At 73.6% G+C, this 25,662-nt stretch carries 21 protein-coding genes and 1 pseudogene; 10 read left to right on the top strand and 12 right to left on the bottom strand.

Translation table 11 applies throughout. The annotated features are described in order from the left end of the window. Positions 1 to 10 precede the first annotated feature (10 nt). The 4 genes from ACFV6E_RS36870 to ACFV6E_RS36855 all read right to left on the bottom strand — a co-directional run bounded on the left by ACFV6E_RS36870 (position 11) and on the right by ACFV6E_RS36855 (position 5,574). A complete protein-coding gene (locus tag ACFV6E_RS36870) occupies positions 11 to 1,516 on the bottom strand; it encodes a bifunctional phosphatase PAP2/diacylglycerol kinase family protein (protein ID WP_385166236.1) in 1,506 nt (501 codons plus the stop codon). Positions 1,517 to 1,582: 66 nt separating this feature from the next. Continuing rightward, positions 1,583 to 3,112, bottom strand: a complete 1,530-nt coding sequence (locus ACFV6E_RS36865; RefSeq protein ID WP_385467692.1) for an ABC transporter permease subunit — start codon at positions 3,110 to 3,112, stop codon at positions 1,583 to 1,585. A gap of 347 nt (positions 3,113 to 3,459) precedes the next feature. Then, complete coding sequence (locus ACFV6E_RS36860; RefSeq protein ID WP_385467678.1) at positions 3,460 to 4,950, bottom strand: ABC transporter substrate-binding protein; 1,491 nt, start codon at positions 4,948 to 4,950, stop codon at positions 3,460 to 3,462. Between the two features lie 81 nt (positions 4,951 to 5,031). Further along, positions 5,032 to 5,574: a GNAT family N-acetyltransferase gene (locus ACFV6E_RS36855; RefSeq protein ID WP_385467675.1), complete on the bottom strand. Its 543-nt coding sequence runs from the start codon at positions 5,572 to 5,574 to the stop codon at positions 5,032 to 5,034. A gap of 120 nt (positions 5,575 to 5,694) precedes the next feature. On the opposite strand from ACFV6E_RS36855, the gene ACFV6E_RS36850 reads away from it, so the two are divergent. After that, positions 5,695 to 6,711: a Ppx/GppA family phosphatase gene (locus ACFV6E_RS36850; protein WP_385166239.1), complete on the top strand. Its 1,017-nt coding sequence runs from the start codon at positions 5,695 to 5,697 to the stop codon at positions 6,709 to 6,711. A gap of 277 nt (positions 6,712 to 6,988) precedes the next feature. On the opposite strand, the gene ACFV6E_RS36845 is transcribed toward ACFV6E_RS36850, so the two are convergent. After that, a complete protein-coding gene (locus tag ACFV6E_RS36845; protein ID WP_385166241.1) occupies positions 6,989 to 7,597 on the bottom strand; it encodes a flavodoxin family protein in 609 nt (202 codons plus the stop codon). 73 nt (positions 7,598 to 7,670) lie between these two features. On the opposite strand from ACFV6E_RS36845, the gene ACFV6E_RS36840 reads away from it, so the two are divergent. From ACFV6E_RS36840 to ACFV6E_RS36830, 3 genes are read left to right on the top strand one after another with little or no spacing between them, the layout of a single operon-like run. Beyond that, on the top strand, positions 7,671 to 8,666 hold the full coding sequence (locus tag ACFV6E_RS36840; RefSeq protein ID WP_385467673.1) for an iron-containing redox enzyme family protein: 996 nt from the start codon (positions 7,671 to 7,673) through the stop codon (positions 8,664 to 8,666). A gap of 22 nt (positions 8,667 to 8,688) precedes the next feature. Next, positions 8,689 to 9,351 (top strand): HemK2/MTQ2 family protein methyltransferase, encoded by a 663-nt coding sequence (locus ACFV6E_RS36835; protein WP_385166245.1) that lies wholly within the window; start codon positions 8,689 to 8,691, stop codon positions 9,349 to 9,351. Continuing rightward, positions 9,332 to 9,535, top strand: a complete 204-nt coding sequence (locus ACFV6E_RS36830) for a CDGSH iron-sulfur domain-containing protein (protein ID WP_385166247.1) — start codon at positions 9,332 to 9,334, stop codon at positions 9,533 to 9,535. The genes ACFV6E_RS36835 and ACFV6E_RS36830 overlap by 20 nt, the downstream gene beginning before the upstream one ends. Positions 9,536 to 9,553: 18 nt before the next feature. Here ACFV6E_RS36830 and ACFV6E_RS36825 read toward each other — a convergent pair whose 3' ends face one another. Then, positions 9,554 to 9,961 carry a hypothetical protein gene (locus tag ACFV6E_RS36825; RefSeq protein ID WP_385166249.1) on the bottom strand — a complete coding sequence of 136 codons (408 nt, stop codon included), beginning with the start codon at positions 9,959 to 9,961 and terminating at the stop codon, positions 9,554 to 9,556. Between the two features lie 300 nt (positions 9,962 to 10,261). Here ACFV6E_RS36825 and ACFV6E_RS36820 point away from each other — a divergent pair, with 300 nt between their 5' ends. Then, a complete protein-coding gene (locus ACFV6E_RS36820; protein ID WP_385166250.1) occupies positions 10,262 to 10,666 on the top strand; it encodes an STAS domain-containing protein in 405 nt (134 codons plus the stop codon). A 183-nt stretch (positions 10,667 to 10,849) separates the two neighbouring features. Here the strand turns inward: ACFV6E_RS36820 and ACFV6E_RS36815 are convergent, their stop codons facing one another. Next, positions 10,850 to 11,284, bottom strand: a complete 435-nt coding sequence (locus ACFV6E_RS36815) for a subtilase-type protease inhibitor (protein WP_385166251.1) — start codon at positions 11,282 to 11,284, stop codon at positions 10,850 to 10,852. Positions 11,285 to 11,615: 331 nt separating this feature from the next. On the opposite strand from ACFV6E_RS36815, the gene ACFV6E_RS36810 reads away from it, so the two are divergent. From ACFV6E_RS36810 to ACFV6E_RS36795, 4 genes and pseudogenes are all read left to right on the top strand, one after another. Further along, positions 11,616 to 12,212 (top strand): hypothetical protein, encoded by a 597-nt coding sequence (locus ACFV6E_RS36810; RefSeq protein ID WP_385467670.1) that lies wholly within the window; start codon positions 11,616 to 11,618, stop codon positions 12,210 to 12,212. Between the two features lie 247 nt (positions 12,213 to 12,459). Further along, entirely contained in the window at positions 12,460 to 14,280 is a 1,821-nt protein-coding gene (locus ACFV6E_RS36805; protein WP_385467667.1) for a coagulation factor 5/8 type domain-containing protein, read from the top strand. A 205-nt stretch (positions 14,281 to 14,485) separates the two neighbouring features. Beyond that, positions 14,486 to 15,352, top strand: a pseudogene (locus ACFV6E_RS36800) (family 16 glycosylhydrolase); the annotation flags it as partial. A gap of 68 nt (positions 15,353 to 15,420) precedes the next feature. Continuing rightward, positions 15,421 to 16,602, top strand: a complete 1,182-nt coding sequence (locus ACFV6E_RS36795) for a glycoside hydrolase family 64 protein (protein WP_385166257.1) — start codon at positions 15,421 to 15,423, stop codon at positions 16,600 to 16,602. A gap of 67 nt (positions 16,603 to 16,669) precedes the next feature. On the opposite strand, the gene ACFV6E_RS36790 is transcribed toward ACFV6E_RS36795, so the two are convergent. Beyond that, the gene (locus ACFV6E_RS36790; protein ID WP_385467689.1) at positions 16,670 to 18,097 is read right to left on the bottom strand and encodes a glycoside hydrolase family 76 protein; all 1,428 of its coding nucleotides are present in this window, start codon (positions 18,095 to 18,097) and stop codon (positions 16,670 to 16,672) included. 203 nt (positions 18,098 to 18,300) lie between these two features. Between ACFV6E_RS36790 and ACFV6E_RS36785 the strand changes: the two genes are divergently transcribed. After that, complete coding sequence (locus tag ACFV6E_RS36785; protein WP_385467665.1) at positions 18,301 to 19,470, top strand: lactate 2-monooxygenase; 1,170 nt, start codon at positions 18,301 to 18,303, stop codon at positions 19,468 to 19,470. Between the two features lie 109 nt (positions 19,471 to 19,579). On the opposite strand, the gene ACFV6E_RS36780 is transcribed toward ACFV6E_RS36785, so the two are convergent. From ACFV6E_RS36780 to ACFV6E_RS36765, 4 genes are all read right to left on the bottom strand, one after another. Then, on the bottom strand, positions 19,580 to 21,433 hold the full coding sequence (locus ACFV6E_RS36780; RefSeq protein WP_385467662.1) for an RICIN domain-containing protein: 1,854 nt from the start codon (positions 21,431 to 21,433) through the stop codon (positions 19,580 to 19,582). Positions 21,434 to 21,788: 355 nt separating this feature from the next. Further along, positions 21,789 to 22,166, bottom strand: a complete 378-nt coding sequence (locus ACFV6E_RS36775; protein WP_385166261.1) for a toxin Doc — start codon at positions 22,164 to 22,166, stop codon at positions 21,789 to 21,791. Between the two features lie 3 nt (positions 22,167 to 22,169). Next, on the bottom strand, positions 22,170 to 22,415 hold the full coding sequence (locus ACFV6E_RS36770) for a hypothetical protein (protein ID WP_385166263.1): 246 nt from the start codon (positions 22,413 to 22,415) through the stop codon (positions 22,170 to 22,172). 128 nt (positions 22,416 to 22,543) lie between these two features. Next, the gene (locus ACFV6E_RS36765; protein ID WP_385467659.1) at positions 22,544 to 25,639 is read right to left on the bottom strand and encodes a glycoside hydrolase family 2 TIM barrel-domain containing protein; all 3,096 of its coding nucleotides are present in this window, start codon (positions 25,637 to 25,639) and stop codon (positions 22,544 to 22,546) included. Positions 25,640 to 25,662: the final 23 nt, after the last annotated feature.

Genomic DNA, 25,662 nt, shown 5'->3' with positions numbered 1-25,662 from the left:
GACCGGGGGCTCAGTGCGACGCGGCCGGCCGGTAGACGACGAGCCCCCGCCGGTGCTTGTCCAGCCTCAGTCCCGCCGGTGCCGCAGCCACCTCCCCGTCGTAGGCGAGTCTGTCCGTGCCCCTGAGGCCGGCCAGCCGCACTCCCGGCACGGTCTCGGCGCTGTAGACGCGGGAGCGGCCGAGCACTCCGGCGAGCGCCGAGAGCACCACCCGGGTACGGGCGAGGCGGTGCGCGCCGTCGATCATGCGCAGGTCGATCAGCCCGTCGTCGAGCCGCTGCCGGTGGCGCGGGGCGAAACCGTCGGGCAGACAGCGGCCGTTGCCCGCGAAGAGCAGCCACAGCCTGCGGGGCCGGCCGTCGACCAGCAGCTCCAGCGGCACTGCGGTGCGCAGCGCCCTGACCAGGGCGACGGCCCCGGCGGGCCACTTGCCCATCCGGTGTTGCAACTGCTCCCTCATGTGCACGAGTTCCGGGAACACACCGATGCTGAAGGTGTTCAGGAACCGCACCTCCTCCCCCGTGGCCGGGGTCGCCACGGCGACGTCGACGGCCACCGCCTCGCCCCGGGTCACCGCGCCGGCGGTGTCCTCGAACCCGGGGACGCCCACGTCCTGCGCGAAGTGGTTGAGGGTGCCGCCGGGGAACACCGCGAGCGGCAGCCCGCGTGCGGAGGCCAGGCGGGCCGCGGCGTTGACGCTGCCGTCGCCGCCGCAGACACCGAGCGCGCCACCGGCCGCCGCGGCCCGGGCCGCCGCCTCGCCGAGCAGCGCGGTGAGGTCGCTGTCCGGCCCGCACTCGATCAGTTCGGCGTCGGGCAGCAGGGCCCGCAGCCGCTCGGTGTGCGGCAGCGGCACCCTCGAAGCACCGGATCCGGCCCGGGTGTTGACGACGACGACCAGTCCCCGCCCGGCGGGCAGCGCGGGCGCGCCGGACGCGGGACGTTCGCGCTCCGGGGCCACGGCGCGCGGCGGCCACCAGTGGCAGGTGAGCACGGCCGCCGCGGCGCCGACCGCCGCACCGGCCAGCACGTCACCGGGGTAGTGCACGCCGACGTAGACCCGGGAGAAGGCGACGGCCGCGGCGAGCGGGGCGGCCAGGACGCCGTACCGGGTGGACTCCAGGGCGACCCCGGTGGCGAAGGCGGCGGCCGAGGCGGCGTGTCCCGAGGGGAAAGAGGTGGTGTGCGGCGGGTGCCTCAGCCGCCGGACCGGCGGTACGGGGTCGGCGAGCGGGCGCGGGCGCCGGGCGCCCCACTTGGCGACCGTGTTGACCGTGAGCGAGGCCAGCGCGAGTGAACCCGCGCCGCGCAGGGCGGCCCGCCGGGCGGTACGGCCGCCCGCCGCAGCGAGGACCGCCGCCGTGCCGAGCCAGAGCCTGCCGTGGTCGGCGGAGCGGCTCAGCCGGGTCAGCACCGGGCCCGCCCCCGGCAGCCGGGCCGCTGCCACCCGGGTGAACAGCCGCCGGTCCCACACCCCGGGCACACCCGCCGCACCCCGCACTTCCTGAACACCCATGCTCCATCGCTACGGGACGCGGCCCGCACCGGCATCCCGGGACACCCGGACCGGTGACCGCCCGCGTCACCGGGTGCGCGACGCGGGGGTTCGCCCGCCGGTGCGAGCGACCGGGACCGGCCGACCCGGGACCGGCTGGAGCAGGGCCGGTCCGGTCGGGGGCTCCTTGGGCGTCGGGCGGTCGTCGGCGCGGCGGCGGCGGAGGCGGATGCCGCCCGCCGCGGTCACCGCCAGGGCGCCCAGGAGGGCGAGTGCGGCGGCCGGGGCGAGTACCGCCCACGGGGCTCGTTCGGCGTACGGCTGGTTCTCGGCGAGCAGCAGGCCCCACTCGGGGGACGGCGGCTGGGCGCCCAGGCCGAGGAAGCCGAGGGAGGCCAGCGCGAGCGCGGTGCCGGGGAGGCGGAGCAGGGCGTGCCGGGTGACGGGCGGCAGGACGGCGGGCAGCAGGGCGCGGCGCAGCAGGTGGCGGCGGCCGGCGCCGAGTGCGCGGGTCGCGGTCAGGTGCAGGGTGGCCCGTTCCTGGCGCAGCAGCGCGGCGGTGTGCAGGGCGAGCGGCGCCCAGGCGACGGCCGTGACGGCGAGCGCGGGGGTGGCCGTTCCGCTGCCCGCGACGGCGGTGACGAGCAGCCCGGCGAGGACCGGCGGTACGGCGTTGACCGTGTCGGCCAGCGGCCCGGACAGCCGGGGCAGCAGTCCGAGCAGGACCCCGGCGACCAGGCAGACGGCGCTGATCGCGACGGCGAGCGCGAGGGTGTCGAGCGCGCCGTGCGCGACCCGGGCGAGGACGTCGCGGCCGAGGGCGTCGGTGCCGAAGGGATGGGCCCGGGACGGCGCGCGCAGCCGCTCGCCGGTGTCGAGGGCGAGCGGGTTGCGGGGCAGTCCGGCGGCGACGACGGCGAGCAGCAGGCCGCCGTACACGAGGGGCGCGACGCCGCGTGCGGGTGCCGCACGGCGGTGCAGGGTGGGCAGGGCGCCGTCGCGCAGGGCGGGTCCGGTCAGGAGCCGGGCCCCGGTGCGGGCGGCGAGTCCGGTGACGGCGGCGAGCGCGAGGAGGACCAGGACGCCGGTCTGGAGGACGGGCAGGTCCTGGGCGAGGGCGGACTCCAGGAGGGTGCGGCCGAGTCCGGGGATGTCGAAGATCTGCTCCACGGCGACCGAACCGCCGGTCAGCCCGACGGCGAACAGCCCGATGTTCGGCAGGAGTCCGGGCACGCAGCGGCGCAGGGCCTGCCGGGCGATGCGCCGGCCGGGGATGCCGCGGGCGGCGGCGGCCGGTGCCCAGGGTTCGGCGAAGGCGCCCGGCAGCAGGTCGGCGAGGAGCCGGCCGAGCACCGCCCCGGCGGGCAGGCCGAGGGCGAGCGCGGGCAGCACCGTCCACCGGGGCCCGTACCAGCCGAGGGCGGGCAGCCAGCCGAGCTGTACGCCGATCACGGTGGCGAGGACGGAGCCGGTGAGGAACTCGGGCAGCGTGGCGAGGACCGCGGCCCCGCCGCCGCCCCGCCGGCGTCCCGCGAGCCGCCGGTGCGTGCCGAGCCACAGGGTGCGGGCGCACACCGCCGCCGCCGTGACGGCGGCGACCAGCGCGGCCACGGTCATCAGCAGCAGCGAGACGCCGAAGGCGTGCAGCACGGTCGGCAGGACCGGGTCGCCGGAGATCCACGACCGTCCGGCGTCGCCGCGCAGCAGTCCGGTGAGCCAGTCGGCGAGCAGGTGCAGCGGGCCCGCGTCGAGGCCGAGGTCGGCCCGCGTCGACGCCACGAGGTCGGGCGTGGGGGTGCGTTCGCCGTACCGGGCGCCGAGCACGGTGCGTGCGGGATCGGTGTGCGAGACCCACGGCAGCAGCCCGATCCCGCACACCAGCGCGGCGGCGAGGACCAGCCGCCACAGCGGGGAACCGCCCCGGGCCCCGCCGGCCGCCGCGCGCGCGAGCCGGTCCCGCCCGTTCAGCGCCGGGTCCCCGTGCCGACGAGCGTGCGCTCGTAGGGGTCGAGGAGGACGCCGCTGACGTCGGTGCCGACGCCGGTGATGATCCGCTGGTGGACGAGCGGGACGACGGCGTCGGTGGCGAGGACGGCGGCCTCGGCCTGCATCGTGGCCCGCTGCCGTGCGGCGGTGTCGGCGGCCGCCTCGGCGCGGTCGACGGCCCGGTCGGCGGCCTTGTCGCAGAGCCGGGACAGGTTGTAGCTGCCGTCGCAGGTGTAGTCGCTGGCGAGGACGGAGACGGCGTCACCGGTGTCGAGCATCGCGTTGCGGGCGCCGACGAACGCGTCGAACTTGCCCGCCAGCGCGTCGCTCTCCAGGCGCGAGTACTCGCGCACCACGAGCCTCACCTCGAACCCGGCCTTCTCGAGCTGCTGCTTCAGCACCTGCGCCACCTCGGGCAGGTCGGGCCGGTTGTCGTAGGTCGCCAGGGTGATGCCCGTGCCCTTGACGGCCGCGGGCTCCGCGCGCCCGGACGGGGTCACGCGCTGGTCGGCCGCCCAGGTCACGGCGGGTCCGAAGACGCCCTCGCCGGGGTCGGCGTACCCCTCGTAGACGCCCTTGGCGAGGGTGGAGGTGTCGACGGCGGCGCGGGCGGCGGCACGGACCTCCGCGTCCTTGAAGGCGCCGGAGCGGGTGTTGAGCTGGAGGCTCGTGGTGCGGGTGGTGGCGGTGTCCTTGACGGTGCCCTTGTCCAGCGAGGCCGCCTGGGACACCGGGACGGCCTCGGCGATGTCGACGTCGCCGCTGCGCAGGGCGTTGGCGCGGGCGGTGCCGTCGGCGACGAACCTGGCGTCGATGCCGGACGCCTGGGCCCGTCCGCCCCAGTAGTCGTCGAAGCGGTCGAGGGCGGCCGTACTGGTACCGGTGGTCTTGGTCAGTTCGAAGGGACCGGTGGCGGTGCCGACGGGCGAGACCGTCTTCCCGTACGCCTTCGGGGAGAGGATCGCGAGTCCCGGGCTGGACAGCCGCAGCGGCAGCGCGGGGTCGGCCTCGGCGGTGGTGACGCGGACCTGGTCGCCCTCGGCCGCCTCGGCGGTGAGGGTGATGCCGGAGAGCGCCGCGGGCACCGGGTCGGCCTCGGCGGCGTGGTCGAGCGCGGCAGCCACCGCGGCCGGGGTGACCCCGGTGCCGTCCTGGAACTCCGCCTCGCGCAGCGTGAACAGCCAGCTCTTGGCGTTCTCGCGCTTCCAGGAGGCGGCGAGGGCGGGGGCGGCGGTGCCGTTGGCGTCGAGCTGCGTCAGTCCCTCCGTGACGCCGAGCCGGCTCAGCAGGGTGGCGTCGGCCCCGTAGGGGGAGAAGTTCTCGGCGGGCGGGAAGGCGAGCGCGACCCGCAGCCGGGCGCCGTCCGCGGAGCCGCCGGAGGAGCCGTCGCCGCCGGAGGCGAAGCAGGCGGAGAGCAGCGGCAGGAGCAGCAGCGCTGCGGTGAACCGGCCGGGGCGCGGAGGGCGCATGGTCCTCTTTCTCTGGTGTCTGTGGATTCTCTGCCACCGGTGGTACCGGTGGATTCTCCGGTCGCTCCGCGGGGTGCGGTCTCAGACCGGCGGGACCAGCGGGACCTCGAAGTGCACGACGCCGAACTCGCCGCCGGGCTCCTCGCGTTCGTCGAGGACGGCCGTGCCCAGCGACCGCCAGAAGGGTTCGGCGCCCGGCACGGCGGGGTCGGTGTGCAGATAGACGGCGCGGTATCCGCCGTCGGCGGCGGCGAAGGCGATCAGCTCCCGGACCAGCCGGCGGGCCAGGCCGCGCCGCCGGTGCCCGGGGCGCACGTAGACGCGGCGCAGTTGCGCGGTCTCGCCGGAGGGGTAGCGCTCGGCGAGCCGGCGCGGGTTGGGCGGGTGGGCCGGTCCCCGGGAGTCGAGCGCGGCGGTGGCGAGGATCTGCCCGTCGGCGCCGTCGACCGCCACCAGCAGGGTGTGCCGGGCGGGCGTCAGATAGGCGCCCTCGAGGTCGATGATGTCGCCGTGCCAGCGGGGCACGTAGCCTGTGCCGAAGTCCCGGTAGACGGTGTCGAGCATGACGGAGCGCGCCGCGTCGAGGTCGTCCGGGGCCGCCGGCCTGATGATGATCGAATGCACTTGCACATCATATGCATTAAGAGGAATGCCCTGGTCCGGGTGGGGTGCCATGCGCTCCCGTGCTTCGTCCGCCCCTGGACATGTGTGCGTGCCGTGACGGAACCCGGGTAGGTCCGGTGCATGCGACTGAGCGTATTGGATGTGGGCTCGAACACGGTTCGACTGGTGGTCGCGGACGCCCGGGGCGGTGTGCCGCTGCCGGTGCACACCGCGAAGTGGCGGCTGCGCCTCTCCGGGCTCGTGGAACCCGACGGGCACATCCCGGACGAGGCGGTGCGGCAGCTCGCGCACGCGGTGGGCGCGGCGGCCAGGACGGCCCGCAGGTGGGGCGCGTCGGAGCCGCTGTCCTTCGCCACCGCCGTGGTCCGCAACGCCCCCAACCGCCGGGAGGTGCTGCGGGCCGTACGGGCCGGGTCCGGCGTACCGCTGTGCACCCTGCCGGGCGAGGAGGAGGCGGAGCTCACCTTCCTCGCGGCGCGGCGCTGGATGGGCTGGCGCTCGGGCCCGCTGGCCCTGCTGGACATCGGCGGCGGATCGCTGGAGGTCGCCTTCGGCCGGGGCCGGCTGCCCGACTTCGTGGCCTCGCTGCCGCTCGGCGCCAACCGGCTGACCCGCGAGTTCTTCGCCGACCAGCAGGAGCCGACGCCCGAGGCGGTACGGGCGCTGCGGCGCCAGGTGCGCCACCAGCTCCGGGACGTGGCGGCGCGGATCCGCTGGGAGGGGCCGCGCACGGCGGTGGCCACGTCACGGACGTTCCAGCAGCTCGCGCGGTTGTGCGGCGCCGCGCCCGGACGGCACGGGCCCTTCGTGCAGCGCCGGCTCCACCGCAAGGAGCTGCGCAGGTCGATCGACCGGCTGGCTCTGCTGCCGGCCGATCAGCGGGCCGCGCTGCCCGGCATCTCGGCGCCCCGGGCCGGCCAGAGCCTGGCGGGCGCGGTGGTCGGTCACACGGCCATGAAGCTGACCGGTCTGAAGTCGGTCGCCATCTGCCCCTGGGCGATCCGCGAGGGCGTCCTGCTGCGGCACATCGAGGACGGCGCGTCCTGGTGGACCGAGGCGAGCGAACGCGACACGGAACCGGCCGCACCGGCGAAGACGGGCGGGATACCGCTGCGCCTCGCGGGACCGCCGAGCTGAGCCCCGGGCCTGGACCCTGACCCTTCCCCCCGGGCTGACCCCGTTCCCGGGCCGGGACGCCGGTCCCGGGAGCGTCACCCCGAGTCCGCGCGCCGCCCCGGACCAGGGGCCGGTTCTCGGGAGAGGGCGACTCGGGCCGGGACGCCGGTCCCGGGAGGGCCAGCCAGCGCCCGGACGCCGGTCCCGGACCGGGGGCCGGCCCTGGGAAGGCCACCCCGGGCCGGGGCGCCGGTCCCGGCAGCGTCACCCCGAGCCCCCGGCGCCGGTCCCGGCAGGGTCACTGCGGTGGTGCGCCCAGCGGGCGTTCCGTCAGTGCCCGTGCCACGCCGTGCAGGTTGGCGGCCATGGCGCGGGCGGTGCGGTGCGACCACTCGCGGCCGCGCTCCTCGTCCAGGTAGTCGGGGCCGGGGCCGGGACCGAGGTGCCAGTACGTCCACGCCTGGCCGGGGACGGTGTAGCCGATGTCCCCGAGACCGCCCGCGATCTCGCTGATCACATGGTGCGCGCCGTCCTCGTTGCCGGTGACGACGACGCCCGCGACCCGGTTGTAGGCGACCGGCCGGTCCTCGTCGTCGGTCTCGGACATCAGGGCGTCCATCCGCTCCAGGACCCGCTGGGCCACCGAGGAGGGACGGGCGAGCCAGGTCGGCGAGGCGACGATCAGGATCTGCGAGCGCAGCAGCTTCTCGTGCACGGCGGGCCAGCCGTCGCCCTCGGTGACCGCCTCGCTGGTCACCCCCGGTTCGATGGCCAGGTCGACGGCCCGTACCACCTCGGTCTCGACGCCCTCCTGCTCCAGCCGCTCGGTGACCACGCGGGCCAGCGCCTCGGTGTTGGAGGTCTCCGGCGACCGTTTGAGGGTGCAATTGATGACAAGTGCCTTCATAAGTCCCGGGGGTACCCGGCCCGGCCGCCACCACACCACGGGTGACCCCCGACGCCCCGGGTACCCGGCCGGCATGACTGACGACCGACCCGGCCCCGGCCTGCCGTCCGAGCGCGGCCCGCTCTCCGCCACCGTGCTCGCCCGGCTGCGCGGCACGGGCCCGCCGCCGTCCGCCGAGGCGGCCCGGCGGGCGGCGCCGTACGGGGACGATCTGCAACTCGCGCTCTACTGCTGCTACGAACTGCACTACCGCGGCTTCGAAGGCGTCGACCCGGACCTCGAATGGGATCCGGACCTGCTGCGGGCGCGCGCCGCGCTGGAGGACCGCTTCCTGACCGCGCTGCGCGCGGACACCCCGGTGCACGACAGCGTCGAGGCCGCGGTGAAGGAGCTGCTCGTCGAACCCGCGGACGGTACGGGCGTCAGCCACTGCCTGCGCGACGAGGGCGAGCTGTGGCAGGTGCGCGAGTACGTCGCCCAGCGCTCGCTGTACCACCTCAAGGAGGCCGACCCGCACGCCTGGGTGCTGCCGCGGCTGTGGGGCCGCGCCAAGGCCGGGATGGCGGCGGTGGAGTTCGACGAGTACGGCGGCGGCCGGGCCGAACGCGTCCACGCCCGGCTCTTCGCCGACATGATGGCCGACCTGGGTCTGGACACCACGTACGGCGGATATCTGGACGCGGCCTGCGCGGAGCTGCTGGCGACCGTCAACATGATGTCCCTCTTCGGCCTGCACCGCGCCCTGCGCGGCGCGCTCGTGGGGCACTTCGCGGCGGTCGAGATCACCTCCTCGCCCGGCTCGCACCGGCTGGCGGAGGCCATGCGGCGCACCGGCGCGGGCCCCGCCGCCGAGTTCTTCTACGACGAGCACGTGGAGGCCGACGCGGTCCACGAGCAGGTCGTACGGCACGACGTGATCGGCGGCCTGCTCGCCGAGGAGCCGCACCTCGCGGACGACGTCGTCTTCGGCATCGACGCCACGGGCCATCTGGAGGACCGGCTCGCCGACCGGCTCCTCACCGCCTGGCACGCCGGCCGCTCCACCCTGCGGAACACCGATATTTCATGATTCGGCGGGTACTCGGCCCCGCGTGAAACCACTGGCACTCCCGGGCGTCTACGCCCCACAGGACGACACGTCCCTGCTGGTCACCGCGCTCTACGAAGAGCCGATCGCCCCCGGGGCGCACGTCCTGGACGTCGGGACCGGAACGGGCGCGGTGGCCCTCGCGGCGGCCCGCAGGGGCGCGCGGGTGACCGCGGTGGACGTGTCCTGGCGGGCGGTGTGCAGCGCCCGGCTCAACGCCCGCCTCGCCGGACTGCCCGTCCGCATCCTGCACGGCAACCTGTTCGCCCCGGTGGCGGACCGGACCTTCGACCTGATCCTCGCCAACCCGCCCTACGTGCCCGCACCCGACGCGCACCTGCCGTCGCGGGGTCCGGCCCGGGCCTGGGACGCGGGACACGACGGCCGTCTCGTACTGGACCGGATCTGCCACGAGGCACCGAGGCTGCTGAACCCCGGCGGCGTGCTGCTGGTGGTGCACTCCGCGCTCAGCGGCTGCGCCCCGACGCTGGAGCGGCTGCGCGGAGCCGGGCTGCGCGCAGCGGTCGGCGAACGCCGCCGGGTGGCGTTCGGCCCCGTGCTGCGCGGACGCCGGGACTGGCTGTGCGAGCGCGGGCTGCTGCCCGCCGCCGGGGAAGCGGACGAGAAGGAAGAGCTGGTGGTCATCCGTGCCGAACGACGCGTCTGAGACACCCCGCCGGATCACGGTGCAGCGCCGGGGCCCGCTGCTGGTCGAGGGACCGGTCGAGGTCGAGCTGGAGGACGGCTCGGTCGTGTCCTCCGACCGTTTCCGGGTCGCGCTGTGCACCTGCCGGCTCAGCCGGCGCTACCCGTGGTGCGACACCAGCCACCGCCGCTCGAAGCCGGGCTGACCGGGGCACCCGCCGGGCTCAGACCTCCGCGCCGCGCCAGCTCCCCTGCCAGACGACCCACATGTGGCCGTCGGGGCCGTGGTGGACGTGGAGTCCGTCGACGACCGTCAGCAGGGGGAGGTTCTTGGCGCTGCCGTGTTCCGCCGAGTCGAGCGCGAGCTGTGTGTCGTCGGTGGCCGCGACGGTGATCCCCGCGTCGTTGGCGGTGAGCACGATCCGGCAGACGTCGGCGGTGGTCCGCTCCAGCAGGCAGCTGCTCACCGAACGGCCGGCGTCGAGGACGGGGGCGACGAACCAGGTCGGCGCCTCGATCACCCGCGTCACCGCCGCCGCGGCCGCTTCGAGCGCCGACTTCCCGTCCAGCCGCGTGAAGTGAGCCGTGAATTCCATCTCGAGCGCGGGCGCCATGAGTCCGTGCTCGGTCACCAGAGCCGGTCCCTGCGCAGGCGTTTCCACCGGCGTGCTCACCGTCGCCCCCTGTTGCGCCAGTTGCGCGGACATCGATGCAGCCGGGGGCCGGGGCGGCACAAGGACTCTACGTCCCCAACATCCGCTTGACCAGAGCAGGTTGAAGCAACACCCCGCTTGAAAAGTCAACACTCAGATCGGAAGATTCACCTAGTCGAGTGAACCGCATCACGCGCGGCGGCCCCGAGGGATGTACGGGGCCGGGCCTGGGTACCTACGCAGATCACATACGCCCTCCCCTGCCGAGGCGGAGCCGACATGTCACCGGACCCTCACGATCACGCCTCCGACCTCCCCGAAGGTCCCGAGGGCGAGTCCGGCCTCCCGTCACCCAACCCGTACGCGCACAGCTACGCGGCCGGCCCGTTCGTCGTGGTCGAGGTGTCCGGGGAGATCGACATGGCGACCGCCGGCGCCCTGGCGGAGCACCTCGACGCGGCCACCGCCGGGGCCGCGCCCGATGTACTGGCCGATCTGCGGACCGTCGAGTTCTTCGACGGGTCCGGGCTGCGGGTGCTCTGCCGGGCCGAGGCGCGGGCCCGGCAGTGCGGCGGCCGGCTGCGGATCGTCACCGACCGGCCGCGGCTGATCCGGCTGCTGCGCGCCTCGGGACTGCTGGGCCGCTTCCCACCGCTGCCGACCCTGCCCGAGGACCTCAAGTAGCCCGTTCCACCGCGTACTTGTACGTCATCGCTTCCGTATCACTGGTACCGGGAGCCGGCCGCCGGCCCCACTCCGGCCGGCCGGCCCCCGGGGAGGAATCGCGTGGCGCTCCGCGACGAGGGCTCGCGCTCCCCAGCCACGGCCCTCGCTGCACGCTCACGGAAACCGCGCGATCCCGGTCTCTCAGAACGTGAAGACGGCCGTCCCGTAGCTGTTCTTCACGCACTCGTTGGCGAAGGTCCGTTCGTAGGAGACGCGCGTGCCCTGCCACACCCCGTCGACGGTGACGACCACCGGACGGTACCGGCGGGTGCATCGCGCGTCGGATCTGAGCGGCAGGGCGGCGAACTCACCGCCGGTGTCCCGCAGTTCGGCGCATGCCGCAGCGGCCGCCGGGTGCGTGCCCGTGGCGGTCGGAGCGCAGGTCAGGGTGACGGCGCGTTCGGGTGTGGCGGCGAGGGCGCTGGTTCCGTGGCCCACGGTGAGCACCAGGGCGGAGGGGGCGTAGAGACCGGAGGGGGTGGGGGCCGGGGCGGCGAGCGCGGAGCCGGCCGCCGGTCCGCAGACGGCGGTGGCCGCCATCACCCAAGTCGTCGCCCAGCGCGCGGTGTTCGGCATTGTGTGCATCCTTCCGCTGTGTCGAGTACGGCGCACCGGTCCGGCCGGGTGGGCCGGGTGCCGGTGCGGCGAGCGCGAGTCTGCCGACCCGGCCCCGGAAACACACATCGACCCCGCGGGTTTCAGTAACTTTGAGTGTTGAATCAGTGGCGCGAAGTCACGGAATCCGATCGCGCGAGGCCGGTAACGGGGCGGCCCTTGATCGCTTGAAACGATCAACTGGCCGATTCCGTACGGCTCGGCAATCGGCCTGAAACATTCCGGTTCAGCTCACGGCGGACCCCCGCACGACGCCTTCCCGACCGCGGGGCTTCTCCGTAACGTGCATTACATGATTACCCGGGAGCAGCACGAGAAGGTCCGCGGCTGGTTCGCCGGCCGGCTGCCCGACGAACTCTTCGAGGGCCTGGACGAAGTGACGGTCGACCGCGAGGAGATCACGGTCGTCGGCCGGATCCCCGAGCCGCGGCTCGCGGCGGAGGCGTCCGCCGCCGAACGGGAGGCGGCGGTCCGGGCGCGGGTCCAGGAGTTCCGCGAGCGCAGCCGGGCGGCGCGGGTAGCGGTGGCCCGCGAGGCGGAGCACCGCTTCCGCAGAAAGGTCTCCTGGGGTGTGCGGTGCGGCGCGGAGCGCACCCTGTTCACCCATGTCGCGGCGCCGGTCATGACCCGGCTGCGGCAGCCGCAGCGCCAGGTCCTGGACACCCTCGTCGCCGCCGGGGTGGCGCGCAGCCGCAGCGACGCGCTCGCCTGGTGCGTACGGCTGGTCCAGCGGCACACCGACGACTGGCTCGGCGAACTGCGGGACTCGCTGGAGCATGTGCAACGGGTCCGGGCCCAGGGGCCGGACACCGAGCACGCCGGGAACACGGCGGACACGGCGGACGCCGAAGATGTGGCGGGTGCCGGGGAGGCGGAGGACGCCGAGTGACCCGCTGACGGCACCTCTTGAACTCAGGCCCGCCCTTCGCGGGCCTGACTCGTGTGCACTCTCCCGTGCGGTCCGGTCGCCGAATCCGCGCAAACCACCGCACAGTTGCCGTCCGCTCGGCAACAACATGCGGGACTCCGGTCACAACCCTTGACGCGCGGATCACCACGCATGAAGCATTCTCCGTCAAGAGAGCGCTCCCAAACACCCCAACTGTTCAATAACTGAACCAGGAGAGCAGCCCCCCATGCCCTCTTCCTCCCCCACGTCCCAGCCTTCCTCCGGCCGGTCCCCCCTCGGCCGGCGTTCGGTCCTCGGCGCCATGGCCGCCGTCGCGGCGACCGCGCCCGGCCTGCTCGCCGCCTCCTCCGCCGCCTCGGCGGCACCGGCGGCAACACCGTCGAAGCGGCGCGTGCGCGCGCTGGCCGGCGGCGGCGACCTCGGCCCGAACGTCATCGTCTTCGACCCGTCCACCTCCGGCATCCAGGCCAGGCTGGACGAGATATTCGCCCAGCAGGAGACGGCGCAGTTCGGCGACGGCCGCTACGCCCTGCTGTTCAAGCCGGGCACGTACAGCGGGCTCAACGCGCAGCTCGGCTTCTACACCTCGATCGCGGGCCTCGGCCTGTCCCCGGACGACACGACCATCAACGGTGACGTGACCGTCGACGCGGGCTGGTTCGACGGCAACGCCACGCAGAACTTCTGGCGTTCGGCGGAGAACCTCGCCCTCAGCCCGGTCAGCGGCACCAACCGCTGGGCCGTCGCCCAGGCCGCGCCGTTCAGGCGCATGCACGTCAAGGGCGACCTGAACCTCGCCCCCGACGGCTACGGCTGGGCCAGCGGCGGCTACATCGCCGACAGCCGGATCGACGGCACGGTCGGCCCGTACTCGCAGCAGCAGTGGTACACCCGCGACTCCTCCGTGGGCGGCTGGACCAACGCCGTCTGGAACATGGTGTTCTCGGGTGTCGAGGGCGCGCCGGCGGGGAGCTTCCCCGACCCTCCGTACACCACGCTCGACACCACACCCGTCTCCCGGGAGAAGCCCTTCCTGTACCTGGACGGCGACGCCTACCGGGTCTTCCTGCCGGAGAAGCGCACCGACGCCCGCGGTACGACGTGGGGCAGCGGTACGCCGCGGGGGACCTCGCTGCCGCTCACGGACTTCTACGTCGCCCAGCCGGGTGTCACGGCAGCGACCCTCAACGCCGCCCTGGAGCAGGGTCTGCATCTGCTGCTGACCCCGGGCGTCTACCACCTCGACGCGGCGGTCGAGGTGAACCGGGCCGGCACGGTCGTCCTCGGTCTCGGTTACGCCACCCTCGTCCCGGAGGGCGGTGTCACCGCGCTGCGGGTCGCCGACGTCGACGGGGTGCGGCTCGCCGGGTTCCTCATCGACGCGGGGTCCGTCAACTCCGCCACCCTGCTGGAGGTCGGCCCCACCGGCGCCTCGGCGGACCACTCCGCCGACCCCACCACCGTGCAGGACGTGTTCGTGCGCATCGGCGGCGCGGGCGCGGGCAAGGCCACCACCAGCATGGTGATCAACAGCCGGCACACGATCGTCGACCACACCTGGGTCTGGCGGGCCGACCACGGCACGGGCGTCGGCTGGGAGACCAACCGGGCCGACTACGGCGTGGTGGTCAACGGCGACGACGTGCTGGCCACCGGCCTGTTCGTGGAGCACTTCAACAAGTACGACGTGCAGTGGAACGGCGAGCGCGGGCGCACCATCTTCTTCCAGAACGAGAAGGCGTACGACGCGCCGGACCAGGCGGCGGTCCAGAACGGCTCGGTCAAGGGCTACGCGGCCTACAAGGTCGCCGACTCGGTGACCACGCACGAGGGCTGGGGCCTGGGCAGCTACTGCTACTACAACGTCGACCCGACGATCGTGCAGCACCACGGCTTCGCAGCGCCCGGCGCCTCCGGCGTGAAGTTCCACAACCTGCTCGTGGTCTCGCTCAGCGGCAACGGCCAGTACGAGCGGGTCATCAACGACACGGGCTCCCCCACCTCCGGCACCACCACCGTGCCGTCCACCGTCGTCTCGTACCCCTGACCGCCTCCGGGGCTCGCTTAAGTGAGCCCTAAGGCATGTTTATGAAGCGATGTTGCCGAACAACTCGCAGGTCAGAGCGGTGAGTTCGACCTTGTTGGTCGTTGGCCGCGGCATCCGTCCTGCGTAACATCGAGCACGTCGCCACCCCCCACGAGTCCCACCCCCCACACCTGTTTCAACCCCTCCCCCCACATCGAGGTTCGGTATGGCCGCACATCGCTCACGCTCCCTGCCGATGGGCGGGCTGGCCACACTCGTGGCCGCCGCGCTCGTCACCGCCGTCGGGCTGTCCCTCGGCGGGCCCGGCACCGACCGGGCCAACGCCGCGGTCGGCGCCCAGACCTGGTCGGACGAGTTCGACGGCGCCGCGGGCAGCGCGCCCGACGCCGCCAAGTGGACGCTGGAGACCGGCGGTTCGGGCAACGGCAACAACGAATTGCAGTACTACACGAACAGCACCGACAACGCCGCCCTCGACGGCAACGGCAATCTGGTGATCACCGCCCGCAAGGCGGACGCCGGTGCCGGGCTCGACTGCTGGTACGGCGACTGCCAGTACACCTCCGCGCGGCTCAACACGGCCCAGACCTTCACCCAGGCGTACGGCCGCTTCGAGTCCCGTATCAAGATCCCCCGCGGCCAGGGCATCTGGCCGGCCTTCTGGATGCTGGGCGACGACCTCGGCAGCGCCGGATGGCCGCAGAGCGGCGAGATCGACATCATGGAGAACGTCGGCAACGAGCCCACGGCCGTGCACGGCACGATCCACGGCCCCGGCTACTCCGGCGCGGAGGGCATCGGCGCCTCCTACACGCTGCCCAGCGGGGCGGCCTTCGCGGACGACTTCCACACCTTCGCCGTGGAGTGGTCGCCCGATGCCATCAAGTGGTCGGTCGACGGCACGGTCTACCAGACCCGGACGGCGGCCGATCTGAACGGCGACGAGTGGGTCTTCGACCACCCGTTCTTCGTGATCCTCAACCTCGCCGTGGGCGGCAACTGGCCCGGCTCGCCCGACGCCTCCACCTCATTCCCGCAGACCATGACGGTCGACTACGTGCGCGTATCGGCCTGGGGCTGACCGGCCCCGTACACCCACCGGTCCCCCAGCACACCGCTCAGAACAGGAACAGACACGCCATGATCACCCGCAGAAGGATGTTCGCCTCCCTCGCCGCCGCCGCCGTCGCGGGCCCCGGCCTCGCGCTGATCGCCCCGCGCGCGCTGGGCGCGGTCACGGACGGCAGCTCCACCAAGGCGGCGGGCGCGCTTCCGCTGACCCTCGCCAACAACACCGGCGAGTTCGCCAACTCCTCCGTGTACCTGTACATCGTGGGCAACCAGGACGGCAAGCAGGTCCGGGTCAAGGCCGACGGCACGCTCGCCCCCATCGCCCTGTCCGACAACGGCTCCGACGGCTACACCGACTACGCCATCCCGCTGGCGTCCAGCGGCGAGACGACGCTGTCCCTCCCGTACATGTCCGGGCGTATCTACGTCGCCCTGGGCAGCAAGCTGAAGTTCAAGGCGGTCACCGACGGCGCGGGCAACGCGGCGCTCCAGTACCCGGCGGGCTGGGTCGCCTCGGACCCGAACTACGACGTGCTGCACGACTGCGCGGAGTTCACGTACAACTCCTCCGGCATGTTCTGCAACACGACGATGGTCGACATGTTCAGCGTGCCGATGTCGATACGGCTGACCGGCTCCGCCGACCAGACCACCGGCACGCTCGTGGCGGGCGGCCGCGACAAGGTCTTCTCCGCGGTCAGGGCCGTCGACGCCTTCGCGCCGCTGGTCGTCTCCGACAAGCGGGTCATCGCGCCCGGCCACGGCCTGGACTCCGGGCTGTTCGCGGCGGACTACCTCGCCTCGTACATCGACCAGGCGTGGAGCACCTACGCCGGCAAGGACCTGACCGTCACCACCAACGCGGGTGCCTTCACCGGCCGCGTCAGCGGCGACAAGCTCTCGTTCACCGGACCGGCCTCGGTCTCCTTCAGCAAGCCGTCCACCCGTGACGTGCTCTTCTGCGACGGCGCGCTGGCCGCGCCGAACGACGGCACCACCGGCCCGGTCGCCGCCGTCCTCGGCGCCGCCTTCAACCGTACGACGCTGGTCAGCACCGCGTCCCAGCCCACCACGGACCCGGCGTCCTTCTACCGGACGGCGGTCACCAACCACTACGCCAAGGCGGTGCACTCGGTCATGGCGGACGGCCGCGCGTACGGCTTCGCCTTCGACGACGTGGCGGACTTCGCCTCGTACATCCAGGACACCGCCCCCACCGGTGTCCGGCTGAACCTGACCTCCTTCTCGTAGGAGACAGCACACGGGACGGGAGGGCGGGGGCCCGGTGCCCCCGCCCTCCCTCGTGTCAGGAGATGTGTCAGGACGCCGCGTTCATCAGGTCCAGGGCGCTCTGCTGGCGGGCGGCGTCCGTCGAGTCGACGGGGCCCGCCCAGCGCAGTCCGTAGGTGTCGAGCGCGGTGCGGTCGGCCGCGTACGCGGCGGCGGCCTGCCGGGCGAGGTAGGCGGCGTAGGGGTGGTCGGCCAGCCGGTCGTCGAAGGCGCTCAGCCCCCTGACGTAGGCACCCTTGAAGGAGGGGCCGTCGGCGCCGCAGCCGTCCGTCTCGCAGGGTTCGCGCAGGACGCCGCCGGAGTGCAGCGAGGCGGCGGTGGTCGAGGCATCGGCGAGCTGCCGCCCGGTGGTGAGCAGGGCCGAGTCGCCCGTCGCGCGGTGCAGTTCGGCGAGCCCGCCGAGCAGCACACCCTGGTTGTACGTCCAGGCCGTCGACCCGTTGTTCTTGCAGGTCCCGAGGTCGATGCCGTCGTTGACCAGGTGCGAGCCGTTGATCATGCCGGTGCCCTGGAACCAGCTCCACTCCGCCTTCGCCCGGCCGAGGTAGGCGGTGTCACCGGGGATCCGGTTGTGCAGCGCGGCGTTGAGCTGGAGGTAGAGGGAGTTGGCGATCGCGTTCTTGTACGTCTTCGCCGTGCTCCACCACACCCCGCCGCCGCAGGTGGTGTCCCAGTAGCGCGCCATGTGATCGGCGTCGGCGCGGGCGGTGTCCAGATAGCGGCTGTCACCGGTCAGGTCGTAGGCGGCCACCCAGGCGAGCCCCCACCACCCCGTGTCGTCGATGTAGTCGTTGCGGAACTGCCCGCCCTGCGCGTTCAGTTGCCGCTCGTAGGTGCGGGCTACGGCGTACTTGTAGCTGGGCATGCCGGTCACCCGGATGTTGTCGATCAGCGCCGTCAGCGCGTTGGCGGAGTTCCACCAGCCGGTGGTGGCGAACAGACCGGTGGAGTTGTCGTAGAACTGCATCAGCGCGGTGGCCGCCGCGGTCGGCCGGCTGTAGGCGTTCCAGGTCGTACGGGCCCACGGGGTGCAGGCGATCTCGGTGCGGTCGCCCGCCCTGCCGCAGGCGCGCAGCGCGCCGACGCCGTCGTTGTTCCAGTCGTCGACGTTGTACATGAGGGTGCGCCGGCCGCGTTGGCCGGACGGGACGGTGGTGGCGCCGAGTCTGCTGCCCGAGCTCCAGGTCCGGCCGCCGTCGAAGGAGCGGTCGAGCCAGACCTCGTCGCCGGGGCTGCCGTTGCCGAGGGAGGCCCAGCCCATCGCGTCGGTGTCGTCGAAGTGCAGGGCGATGGAGCGGGAGAAGACGGTGGCGGTGACCGGCTGCCGGTCCTGCGGGGACAGGGCCGGGTCGCGGCCGTCGCAGTACTTGTTGCAGACGGTGGCCAGGGCGGCGGCACTCGCGGTACGGGCGGCGGCCGGGGTCAGCAGGGCGAGGGCGGTGAACAGGACGGTCAGGATGCCCAGCGGACGTCTCGCGGTGGGGGGCACGGGAACTCCAGGTCCTCGAAGTGGTCCGGACCTTCCGCATGGTGCACGCGCGGTCCCGTGTGAAGCCAGGGGTGCGGTGGACGGATCTTGTCACGATCGCCAGGATCGTCGGCGTACAGCACGGTCGTAGAGCACGGGTCGCGTGCGGGCACGAAAGGCGGGACGTACGGATGGCGAAGCACTGGGCCGACTTCCAGTACGAGATCTATCTGAACGGGATGACGGGTGCCGTGCCGCGGCTGCCCACCGATCTGACGCGGCTCGAGGAGCTGACCGAGCGGCGGCTCGGACCCGGCCCGGTCGGCTATGTGGCGGGCAGCGCGGGCGACGGCAGCACGGCGCGGGCCAACCGGGCCGCCCTCGAACGGCGCCGGATCGTGCCGCGGATGCTGCGCGACGTGCACGAACGCGATCTGTCCGTCCAGGTGCTGGGGCGTTCGCTGCCCGCGCCGCTCGCGCTCGCGCCGGTGGGCGTGCTGTCGATCATGCATCCGGACGCCGAGTCCGCCGCCGCGCGGGCCGCCGCGGCGCAGGGCGTGCCGTTCGTCCTGTCCTCGGCGTCGAGCACGCCCATGGAGCAGGTCGCGGAGGCGATGGGCGACGCGGAGCGCTGGTTCCAGCTCTACTGGGCCAAGGACCGCGAGGTCACCCGCAGTTTCCTGCACCGGGCGAAGCGGGCCGGGTACACGGCGCTCCTCGTCACGCTCGACACCCCGCTGCTCGCGTGGCGGCCGCGCGATCTCGACCAGGCGTACCTGCCCTTCCTGCACGGGGTGGGCACGGCCAACTACTTCTCCGACCCGGCGTTCCGCGCCGGTCTGGCCAAGCCGGTGCACGAGGACCCGAACGCCGCCGTCATGCATTTCGTGGGCATGTTCGCCGATCCGGGCAAGACCTGGCCGGACCTGGCGTTCCTGCGGGAGAACTGGGACGGGCCGATCGTCCTCAAGGGGATCCTGCACCCGGACGACGCCCGGCTGGCCGCCGACGCCGGGATCGACGGTGTGGTGGTCTCCAACCACGGCGGGCGGCAGGTGGCGGGCGCCGTCGCCGCGGCCGACGCGCTGCCCCGGGTCGTCGAGGCGGTGGGCGACCGGCTGACCGTGCTGTTCGACAGCGGGATCCGCACGGGCGACGACATCGCCAAGGCGCTCGCGCTCGGCGCGCGGGCCGTGCTCGTCGGCCGCCCCTACGCGTACGGGCTCGGCCTCGACGGACAGGCGGGCGTCGAGCACGTCATCCGCTGTCTGCTCGCCGAACTCGACCTGACCCTGGCGCTGTCCGGGCACGCGGGCCCCGGCACCCTGGGCCCCGGCGATCTGGTCGAGGACTCCGCGTGACCCGTGCCACCGGGATCGGCGGGACGTGCGCCGGGCCGGTCCTGTGACGGACGGACGCGTGACGGTGTGACGCGCCCGTCCCTCCCGGCCTGCGTCCGTCCGCCGTCCGTCAGAGGATCGCGCCGGTGGACACGGCGGGCAGCGGCGAGGGCGCTCCGGTGTCCGGGATGTCGACGGTCACGGCACGCCGTTCCCCGTTCCGCTCCCCCGTCCGTTCGTCCGGTCCCGCGGAGACGTCCGTGAAGTCGTCGCCCGGTGCGCCGGCGGAGGGCGACGCGGCGGGCGCGGGGCTGCTCGGCGGCCGGGCCGTGCCCGCGATGGACAGCGAGTCGGGCGACGCGGACGGGGCGTCGGTGGCCCACCGCTGGACGTCGGAACCGTCCCGGTCCTTGGAGACCACGTCGGCCTTCGGGTCGGCGGCCGCGGGCGTGACGGCGAGCTCCTTCGTCCAGCGGGGCAGCAGCTCGCCCTGCACGGTGAGGTCGTAGCGCACGTCGTCGGCGCGGTCCGCGCTCGCGGCGACGCAGCGGCCGAGTACCACGAGCCCGGAGGCGTCGGCCCGGGAGTCCAGGCAGAGTTCGGGGGCGGCGACGCTGCGCAGCAGCCCGTCCTGCTCGTACGACCACTGCTGGGTCTGGGCCGAGGAGCACTCGGCCAGCCGGGCGCCCGACCCCTGCTCGGCCCTGCCGCCGCGGATGTCGAGGCACTGGCCGACGGCGATGTTGCGCAGCCGGGTCTGCTGCGGGGTGACCACGGACGGCGAGGCGCCGCCGGCCGGGAGACCGGGGCCGGGCGACGTCGCGGTGCGGCTGCCGGTCGCGCTGGTGGAGGCGGTCGGGTCGGCGCCGCCGCCGTCGTCGGACCAGAGGGCGACGGTGAGCAGGGAGACGAGGGCGGCGGCCGAGGCGATGCCGACGCCGGTGACGACCGAGCGCGGGAGGCTGTGCCCCGGCGGCGCCCAGCGGGCCGGGGTGGGGAACCGGGGCAGCAGCCGGTGGCGTCCGCTGCCGGCCGCCCGGACCCCGGCGGCGCGGGCCGCCGCGGCGCGCACCCGGGCGGTGCCGCGCGGGGTGGTGGTCCGGTCGCGCGCCGCGCGCTTGGCGCGGTCCGGACGGGAGTCGAGGTAGCGCCGGGCACCCCAGCCGAGCACGGCCTCGGCGAGCATGGTGTCCAGGTCGTTCTCCACCTGGGAGAGCTGTTCGGCGGCGTCGGCGCAGTAACGGCACTCGAGCAGGTGGCGCTGGACATCGGGCAGCAGTGCGCCGCCGCGGCGAATGGGCACGTCGAGGAGCCGGTTGTTGTAGCGGCATTCCTTGGTCGGCGCGAGTTCCTGGTGGGCGCGGACCAGGGCGGCCCGGAATTGCTCGTGCGCCTGCTCCAGCGCGGCCGACGCGGTGCCGGCGTCCAGGCCCGACAGACCGGCGGGTACGGATATGGGCTCGGCCTCCACCTCGGTGTGCCACAGCAGGCACTGGACGAGTCCGGGAAGTTGCGAAAAGGCGTGTTCGGCCAGCCGCCGGTTTTCCGGGGTCATGGTCTGCGCGGCCCGCATGCCGCGCCCTCCGGCGGGTTTCCGCAGATCCGGCAGTACGCCGGATATCCGTTCTTCTCCGGCCCACTGCTTGACGGTGTCCCGCACCGTCACCAGGAGCAGGGGCCGCACTGCCGCACCCGATCCGCCGCGGGTGAGCTGCCTGACGAGGCGGTGGAAGGAGGCGGCGGTGACCATCGACGCGAGCTGCCCCGAGGACGCGAGACAGATGACCGCGTAGTCGTGCACCGACTGCCAGTGCCGGGCCATCAGCAGGGCTACGGGGTGCGGTTCGTCGCCCTCGGGGTGACGTCTCAGGCGGGCGGCAAGGCTCTCGTCGGATTCCCCGGGTGCCGTCGGGCGCGGCGGGCGGCCGGTAGCGGGACGCGGCGGGCGGGAGAATGGCGGACGTGGGGGGTGCGGGGTGGGCACAGAGCGGTTTCCTTCCGGGGCACGTGGCGACGCGGACTTCCGCTCGCCATAAGGAGCCCCTTCGATGGTGCGTACCAAATTCGGCGGGCGGCGGGAAAACGGCCGGGCGGGATGCTCGACGACCGTCTGCCGCGGGCCTTTTGAGCCCATCGGCAGTCTGAAATACCGAACAGCGATTCAGATCCGGCCAATGCCCATGCGCGGGACTTTACCCTGGCACAACACGCGGACGGCCAACAAGGCACTCGGGCAACATCCGTGAATATTTGTATCTTTGAAAGTTAGTCAATAACGGCCGGAGACCGCCGCCCCCGGCACCGACTTTCATCATTCACCGATCGCGGTCGCGAAACCCTCAGATCTGCCAGGAGCGCAGCCGGTCGGCCGCGCCGTAGACGTCCGCCTTGCCGGAGATCAGGTCACGGGTCAGATCGACCAGCGCGCCGTAGGGCGGATCGATCCCGGCGCCGCTGACGAACATGTACGCCACCGCGGTCGCGCAGGCGAAACGGGCGTTGGCGTTCGGCAGGGGTTTCAGCACGGCGAGGGTGTGCAGCAGGGCGGCCGCGCGCCAGGCCGGGTCGGAGTTCACGCCCAGGCGGGGCGGGTCGACCCGGTGCCGGGCGACCGCGGCGACCAGGGCGGAGAAGTCGTTGACCGTGGGCTGGTCGGGCAGCACCTCTTCGTGGCGCTGGAGCAGCCAGGGCACGTCGATGTGGATGACGGGGGCCATCGGTCAGGCGGCCCGCCCCGCGCCGTCGGCCGGTGGTTCGTCGTCCGGGAAGGCGGCCGCGAACTCCTCGGCGTGCGCGGAGAAGAACCGGCGGAAGACGTCCGCGCCCTCCTGGAGCGCCCGGTGGCGCACGATGTCGGCCGCCGCCGCCTCACGCACCAGGGCCTTCATCGACGTACCGCGCTCCTTGGCGATCTGCCGCAGGTCCTCCAGCTCGCGGTCGCTGAACTCCACATTCAGGGCAGGCATGCCACCACGGTACCGCTCGGGTACTGAGCGGTCCATAAGCGCAGGTGGCAGGGGGTGCGGCGCGGTACCTCCGGAGTCCGACCGGTACCTTCCGCGCGTGCGCCGCGCCCCCTGCCGGCCCGCCGGCCTCAGCGGGCGGGCACCTCAAGGCGGCTGATCCGCAGCGCCCCGTCCCCGGCGCCGGGCGCGGCGCTGGTCATGACCAGGCGCAGCCCGCTGCCGCGCACGGCGTCGAAGGTGATCACCGTGGGCGCGTCGGAGGCGGTGGCCCGCTCCACGGCCGCGCCCCGCACCGGCACGTACCGGTCCCCGTTCCACACCTCGACCTCGACGGCCGCGGGCTGCCGGTGGGTGGCGTCGACGGTGAAGGACACCTCGACGCGGTCGACGGTCCGGGTCCGGCCCCAGGCGACCGAGACCCAGTCCTCGGGGCGGGCCCCGCTGAACGCGGGCAGCAGCGCCGTGGCCGACTTGAGATACGCGTTGGACCACCCGGTGCCCGCATCGCCGTCGAGCATCGCGGCGGGCAGGGTGTCGGCGCGGCCGGAGTAACTGGCGTCCGCGTGCGGGGAGTCGGTGGCTCCGGGCCCGGGGTCCGGCCGGAACGCCGGGGCGGGTGTGGTGGCCCGCTCGTGCGCCGCGGTGGCCCGTACGGTCGCGGTCGCGGTGCGCAGGCCCTGCGCGCGGGCCGTCACCTTCACGGTGCCCGCCTTCGTGCCGGAGCGTACGACGGCGAGCGCCTTGCCGTGGAAGGCGGTGCGGGTACTGGCCTGGTAGCGCTCGGCGCTCTCCTGCCGCCCGTTGTCGAGCCCGGCCAGCGAGCCGCCGGCGACCGCGAAGGAGATCGAGTGCTCCGCGCCGGGCACCACCACGCCGTGCGCGTCGACCACTTCGGCCGTCACGAAGCACAGGGCGCGCCCGTCCGCCGGGAGCGACGTCCGGTCCGGGGTGAGCCGCAGCGCGTGCGGGTCGCCCGCGGTGCGCAGCACGTCGGTGGCGACCGTACGCCCGCCGCGGCGCGCCACCGCCTTCAGCTCGCCGGGGGCGTAGGGCACCTTCCAGGTGAGGTGGAGCTTGCCCGCGCTGCCGTTGGGGCTGGTGTAACTGCCGGGGTAGTCGCCGGTGGTGACCGTCTTGTCGTCGCCGGTCGCCTCGGTCGTCTCCAGGTAGGCGCGGCCGTCGGTGGTCTTCTTGGTGTCGAACCGCCTGACGCCGAGCGACCTGCCGTTGAGGAACAGCTCGACGGTGTCCACGTTCGCGTAGGCCCAGACCTCGACCGTGTCGCCCGGCTCGTGGTTCCAGCTCATGGGCAGCAGGTGGACCATGGGCTCGTCCGTCCACTGGCTGCGGAACAGGTGGTACATGTCCTTGGGGAACCCGGCGGTGTCCATCGCGCCGAAGAAGGAAGCCTTCACCGGGAAGACGTCGTACGGCGTGGGCTCGCCGATGTAGTCGATGCCCGACCACAGGAACTCCCCCACGAACCACGTGCGGTCCCGGTCCTTCTTCAGCCCGTACTCGCCGCTCATCGTCCATGAGGCGAGGTTGTTGTCGTAGGAGGAGGTGGCCCGGCGGCCCGGGGTGTGATTCTCGCCGGTGTTGAGGTGCTCGGGCTCCTGGTACGTGGAGCGGGTCGAGGTCTCGGAGGAGGACTCGGACTCGAAGAGGAACAGCTTCGGGTAGCGGGCGTGCAGCGCGTCGACCGAGGCGGCGGTGTTGTAGTTGAGGCCCAGGCCGTCGATCTTCGCGAGCATCAGGTCGGCCGCGGAGCCGGCGGCGGGCAGACTGCGGTACTTGTCGGAGCCGATCACCAGCGGGCGGCTGGTGTCGAGCTTCCTGACGGCGTCGATCAGCCGGTCGGCCATCGCCAGGCCGGCCGTGGAGGTCGAGTCGGGTATCTCGTTGCCGATGGACCACATGAGGACGGCGGGCGAGTTGCGGGCCGCGAGCACCATCTCGGAGATGTCCGCGTCGGCGTGCTCGTCGAAGAAGCGGCCGTAGTCGTAGGTGTTCTTGCCGCGCTGCCAGCAGTCGAATGCCTCGACCATCATCAGGATGCCGAGGCGTTCGCAGGCCGCGATCACCTGCGGGGCGGGCGGGTTGTGCGAGGTGCGCAGGGCGTTGACGCCCATGCCCTTCATCAGGGTGAGCTGCCGCGAGATCGCGTCCGCGCTGACGGCGGAGCCGAGCGCGCCGAGGTCGTGGTGGAGGTTGACCCCGCGGAGTTTGAGGGGGGTGCCGTTCAGGGTGAGGCCGTCGTCGGCGTCCACGGTGGCGTGCCGCAGGCCGAAGGTGGTCCGGTAGGTGTCGGTGGTCCCGCCGCCGGTGCGCACCTCGGTGACGAGGGTGTAGAGGTGCGGGGTGTCGCAGGACCACAACTTCGGCTCGGGAACGGTGAGTTCGTGGTCGGCCGTCTGCTCGGCGGCGCCCACGGTCACCGTGGAGGCGGCGCGGGCCACGGTGCGTCCGCGCGGGTCGAGGACCCGGGAGGCGACGGTCACCTCCCGTTCGGTGCCGCCGTCGTTGACGACGGTGGCGCGGGCCCGGACCACCGCCCGGTCCGGGGTGAGCTCCTCGGTGGTGACCTGGGTGCCCCAGCGCCGGACGTGCACCGGGTCGGTGACGACGAGGCGGGCGTCGCGGTAGATGCCGCTGCCGGAGTACCAGCGGCTGCTGGGCAGCCGGTTGCGCACCCTGACCGCGAGCACGTTCTCGGTGGTGCCGTCGGTGTGCAGCAGGTCGGTCAGGTCGCAGGCGAACCCGGTGTACCCGTACGGGTGCCGCCCGGCCTCGGTGCCGTTGCAGTACACGTACGCGTCCATGTACACGCCGTCGAACTCTACCGAGACGCGCCGGCCCGCGAGCGCGGGCGGCAGGGTGAAGGCGATGCGGTACCAGCCGAGGCCGCCGGGCAGGAAACCGGTGCCGCTGCTGGTGCCGTGCTCGGTGGTGGGGGTGAGCTCGATGCTCCAGTCGTGCGGCACCGCCACCCGGCGCCACGCCGAGTCGTCGTAGCCGGGCTCGGCGGCGTGCTCGTACTCGGGCGGGTCGGTGGCGCCGACCGGATCGGCGAGCGCGAAGCGCCAGCCGTCGCGGAGTTCGACCGTGTCCCGGCCGGTGGCGCCCGCGGCGGACGCGGCGTGCGCCTGCCCGGCACCCGTCAGCGCCGCGACCGCGGGCGCGGCCGCCCCTGCGACCAGGACCGATCTACGCGTGACCGTCATGGTGGCTCTCCCCTCGAAGGGCC

Origin of the sequence: Streptomyces sp. NPDC059785, from assembly GCF_042732375.1 — a bacterium.
Taxonomy (GTDB): Bacteria; Actinomycetota; Actinomycetes; order Streptomycetales; family Streptomycetaceae; genus Streptomyces.
Note: the sequence above shows the minus strand (reverse complement) of the source record. Positions and strands in the feature narration are given on the sequence as shown.

Excerpts from the sequence above, each read along its gene's own strand:
- ACFV6E_RS36870 (WP_385166236.1), bottom strand. The coding sequence starts at position 1,516 with ATGGGTGTTCAGGAAGTGCGGGGTGCGGCGGGTGTGCCCGGGGTGTGG.
- ACFV6E_RS36865 (WP_385467692.1), bottom strand. The coding sequence starts at position 3,112 with ATGACCGTGGCCGCGCTGGTCGCCGCCGTCACGGCGGCGGCGGTGTGC.
- ACFV6E_RS36860 (WP_385467678.1), bottom strand. The coding sequence starts at position 4,950 with ATGCGCCCTCCGCGCCCCGGCCGGTTCACCGCAGCGCTGCTGCTCCTG.
- ACFV6E_RS36850 (WP_385166239.1), top strand. The coding sequence starts at position 5,695 with ATGCGACTGAGCGTATTGGATGTGGGCTCGAACACGGTTCGACTGGTG.
- ACFV6E_RS36845 (WP_385166241.1), bottom strand. The coding sequence starts at position 7,597 with ATGAAGGCACTTGTCATCAATTGCACCCTCAAACGGTCGCCGGAGACC.
- ACFV6E_RS36840 (WP_385467673.1), top strand. The coding sequence starts at position 7,671 with ATGACTGACGACCGACCCGGCCCCGGCCTGCCGTCCGAGCGCGGCCCG.
- ACFV6E_RS36820 (WP_385166250.1), top strand. The coding sequence starts at position 10,262 with ATGTCACCGGACCCTCACGATCACGCCTCCGACCTCCCCGAAGGTCCC.
- ACFV6E_RS36815 (WP_385166251.1), bottom strand. The coding sequence starts at position 11,284 with ATGCCGAACACCGCGCGCTGGGCGACGACTTGGGTGATGGCGGCCACC.
- ACFV6E_RS36810 (WP_385467670.1), top strand. The coding sequence starts at position 11,616 with ATGATTACCCGGGAGCAGCACGAGAAGGTCCGCGGCTGGTTCGCCGGC.
- ACFV6E_RS36805 (WP_385467667.1), top strand. The coding sequence starts at position 12,460 with ATGCCCTCTTCCTCCCCCACGTCCCAGCCTTCCTCCGGCCGGTCCCCC.
- ACFV6E_RS36795 (WP_385166257.1), top strand. The coding sequence starts at position 15,421 with ATGATCACCCGCAGAAGGATGTTCGCCTCCCTCGCCGCCGCCGCCGTC.
- ACFV6E_RS36785 (WP_385467665.1), top strand. The coding sequence starts at position 18,301 with ATGGCGAAGCACTGGGCCGACTTCCAGTACGAGATCTATCTGAACGGG.
- ACFV6E_RS36775 (WP_385166261.1), bottom strand. The coding sequence starts at position 22,166 with ATGGCCCCCGTCATCCACATCGACGTGCCCTGGCTGCTCCAGCGCCAC.
- ACFV6E_RS36770 (WP_385166263.1), bottom strand. The coding sequence starts at position 22,415 with ATGCCTGCCCTGAATGTGGAGTTCAGCGACCGCGAGCTGGAGGACCTG.
- ACFV6E_RS36765 (WP_385467659.1), bottom strand. The coding sequence starts at position 25,639 with ATGACGGTCACGCGTAGATCGGTCCTGGTCGCAGGGGCGGCCGCGCCC.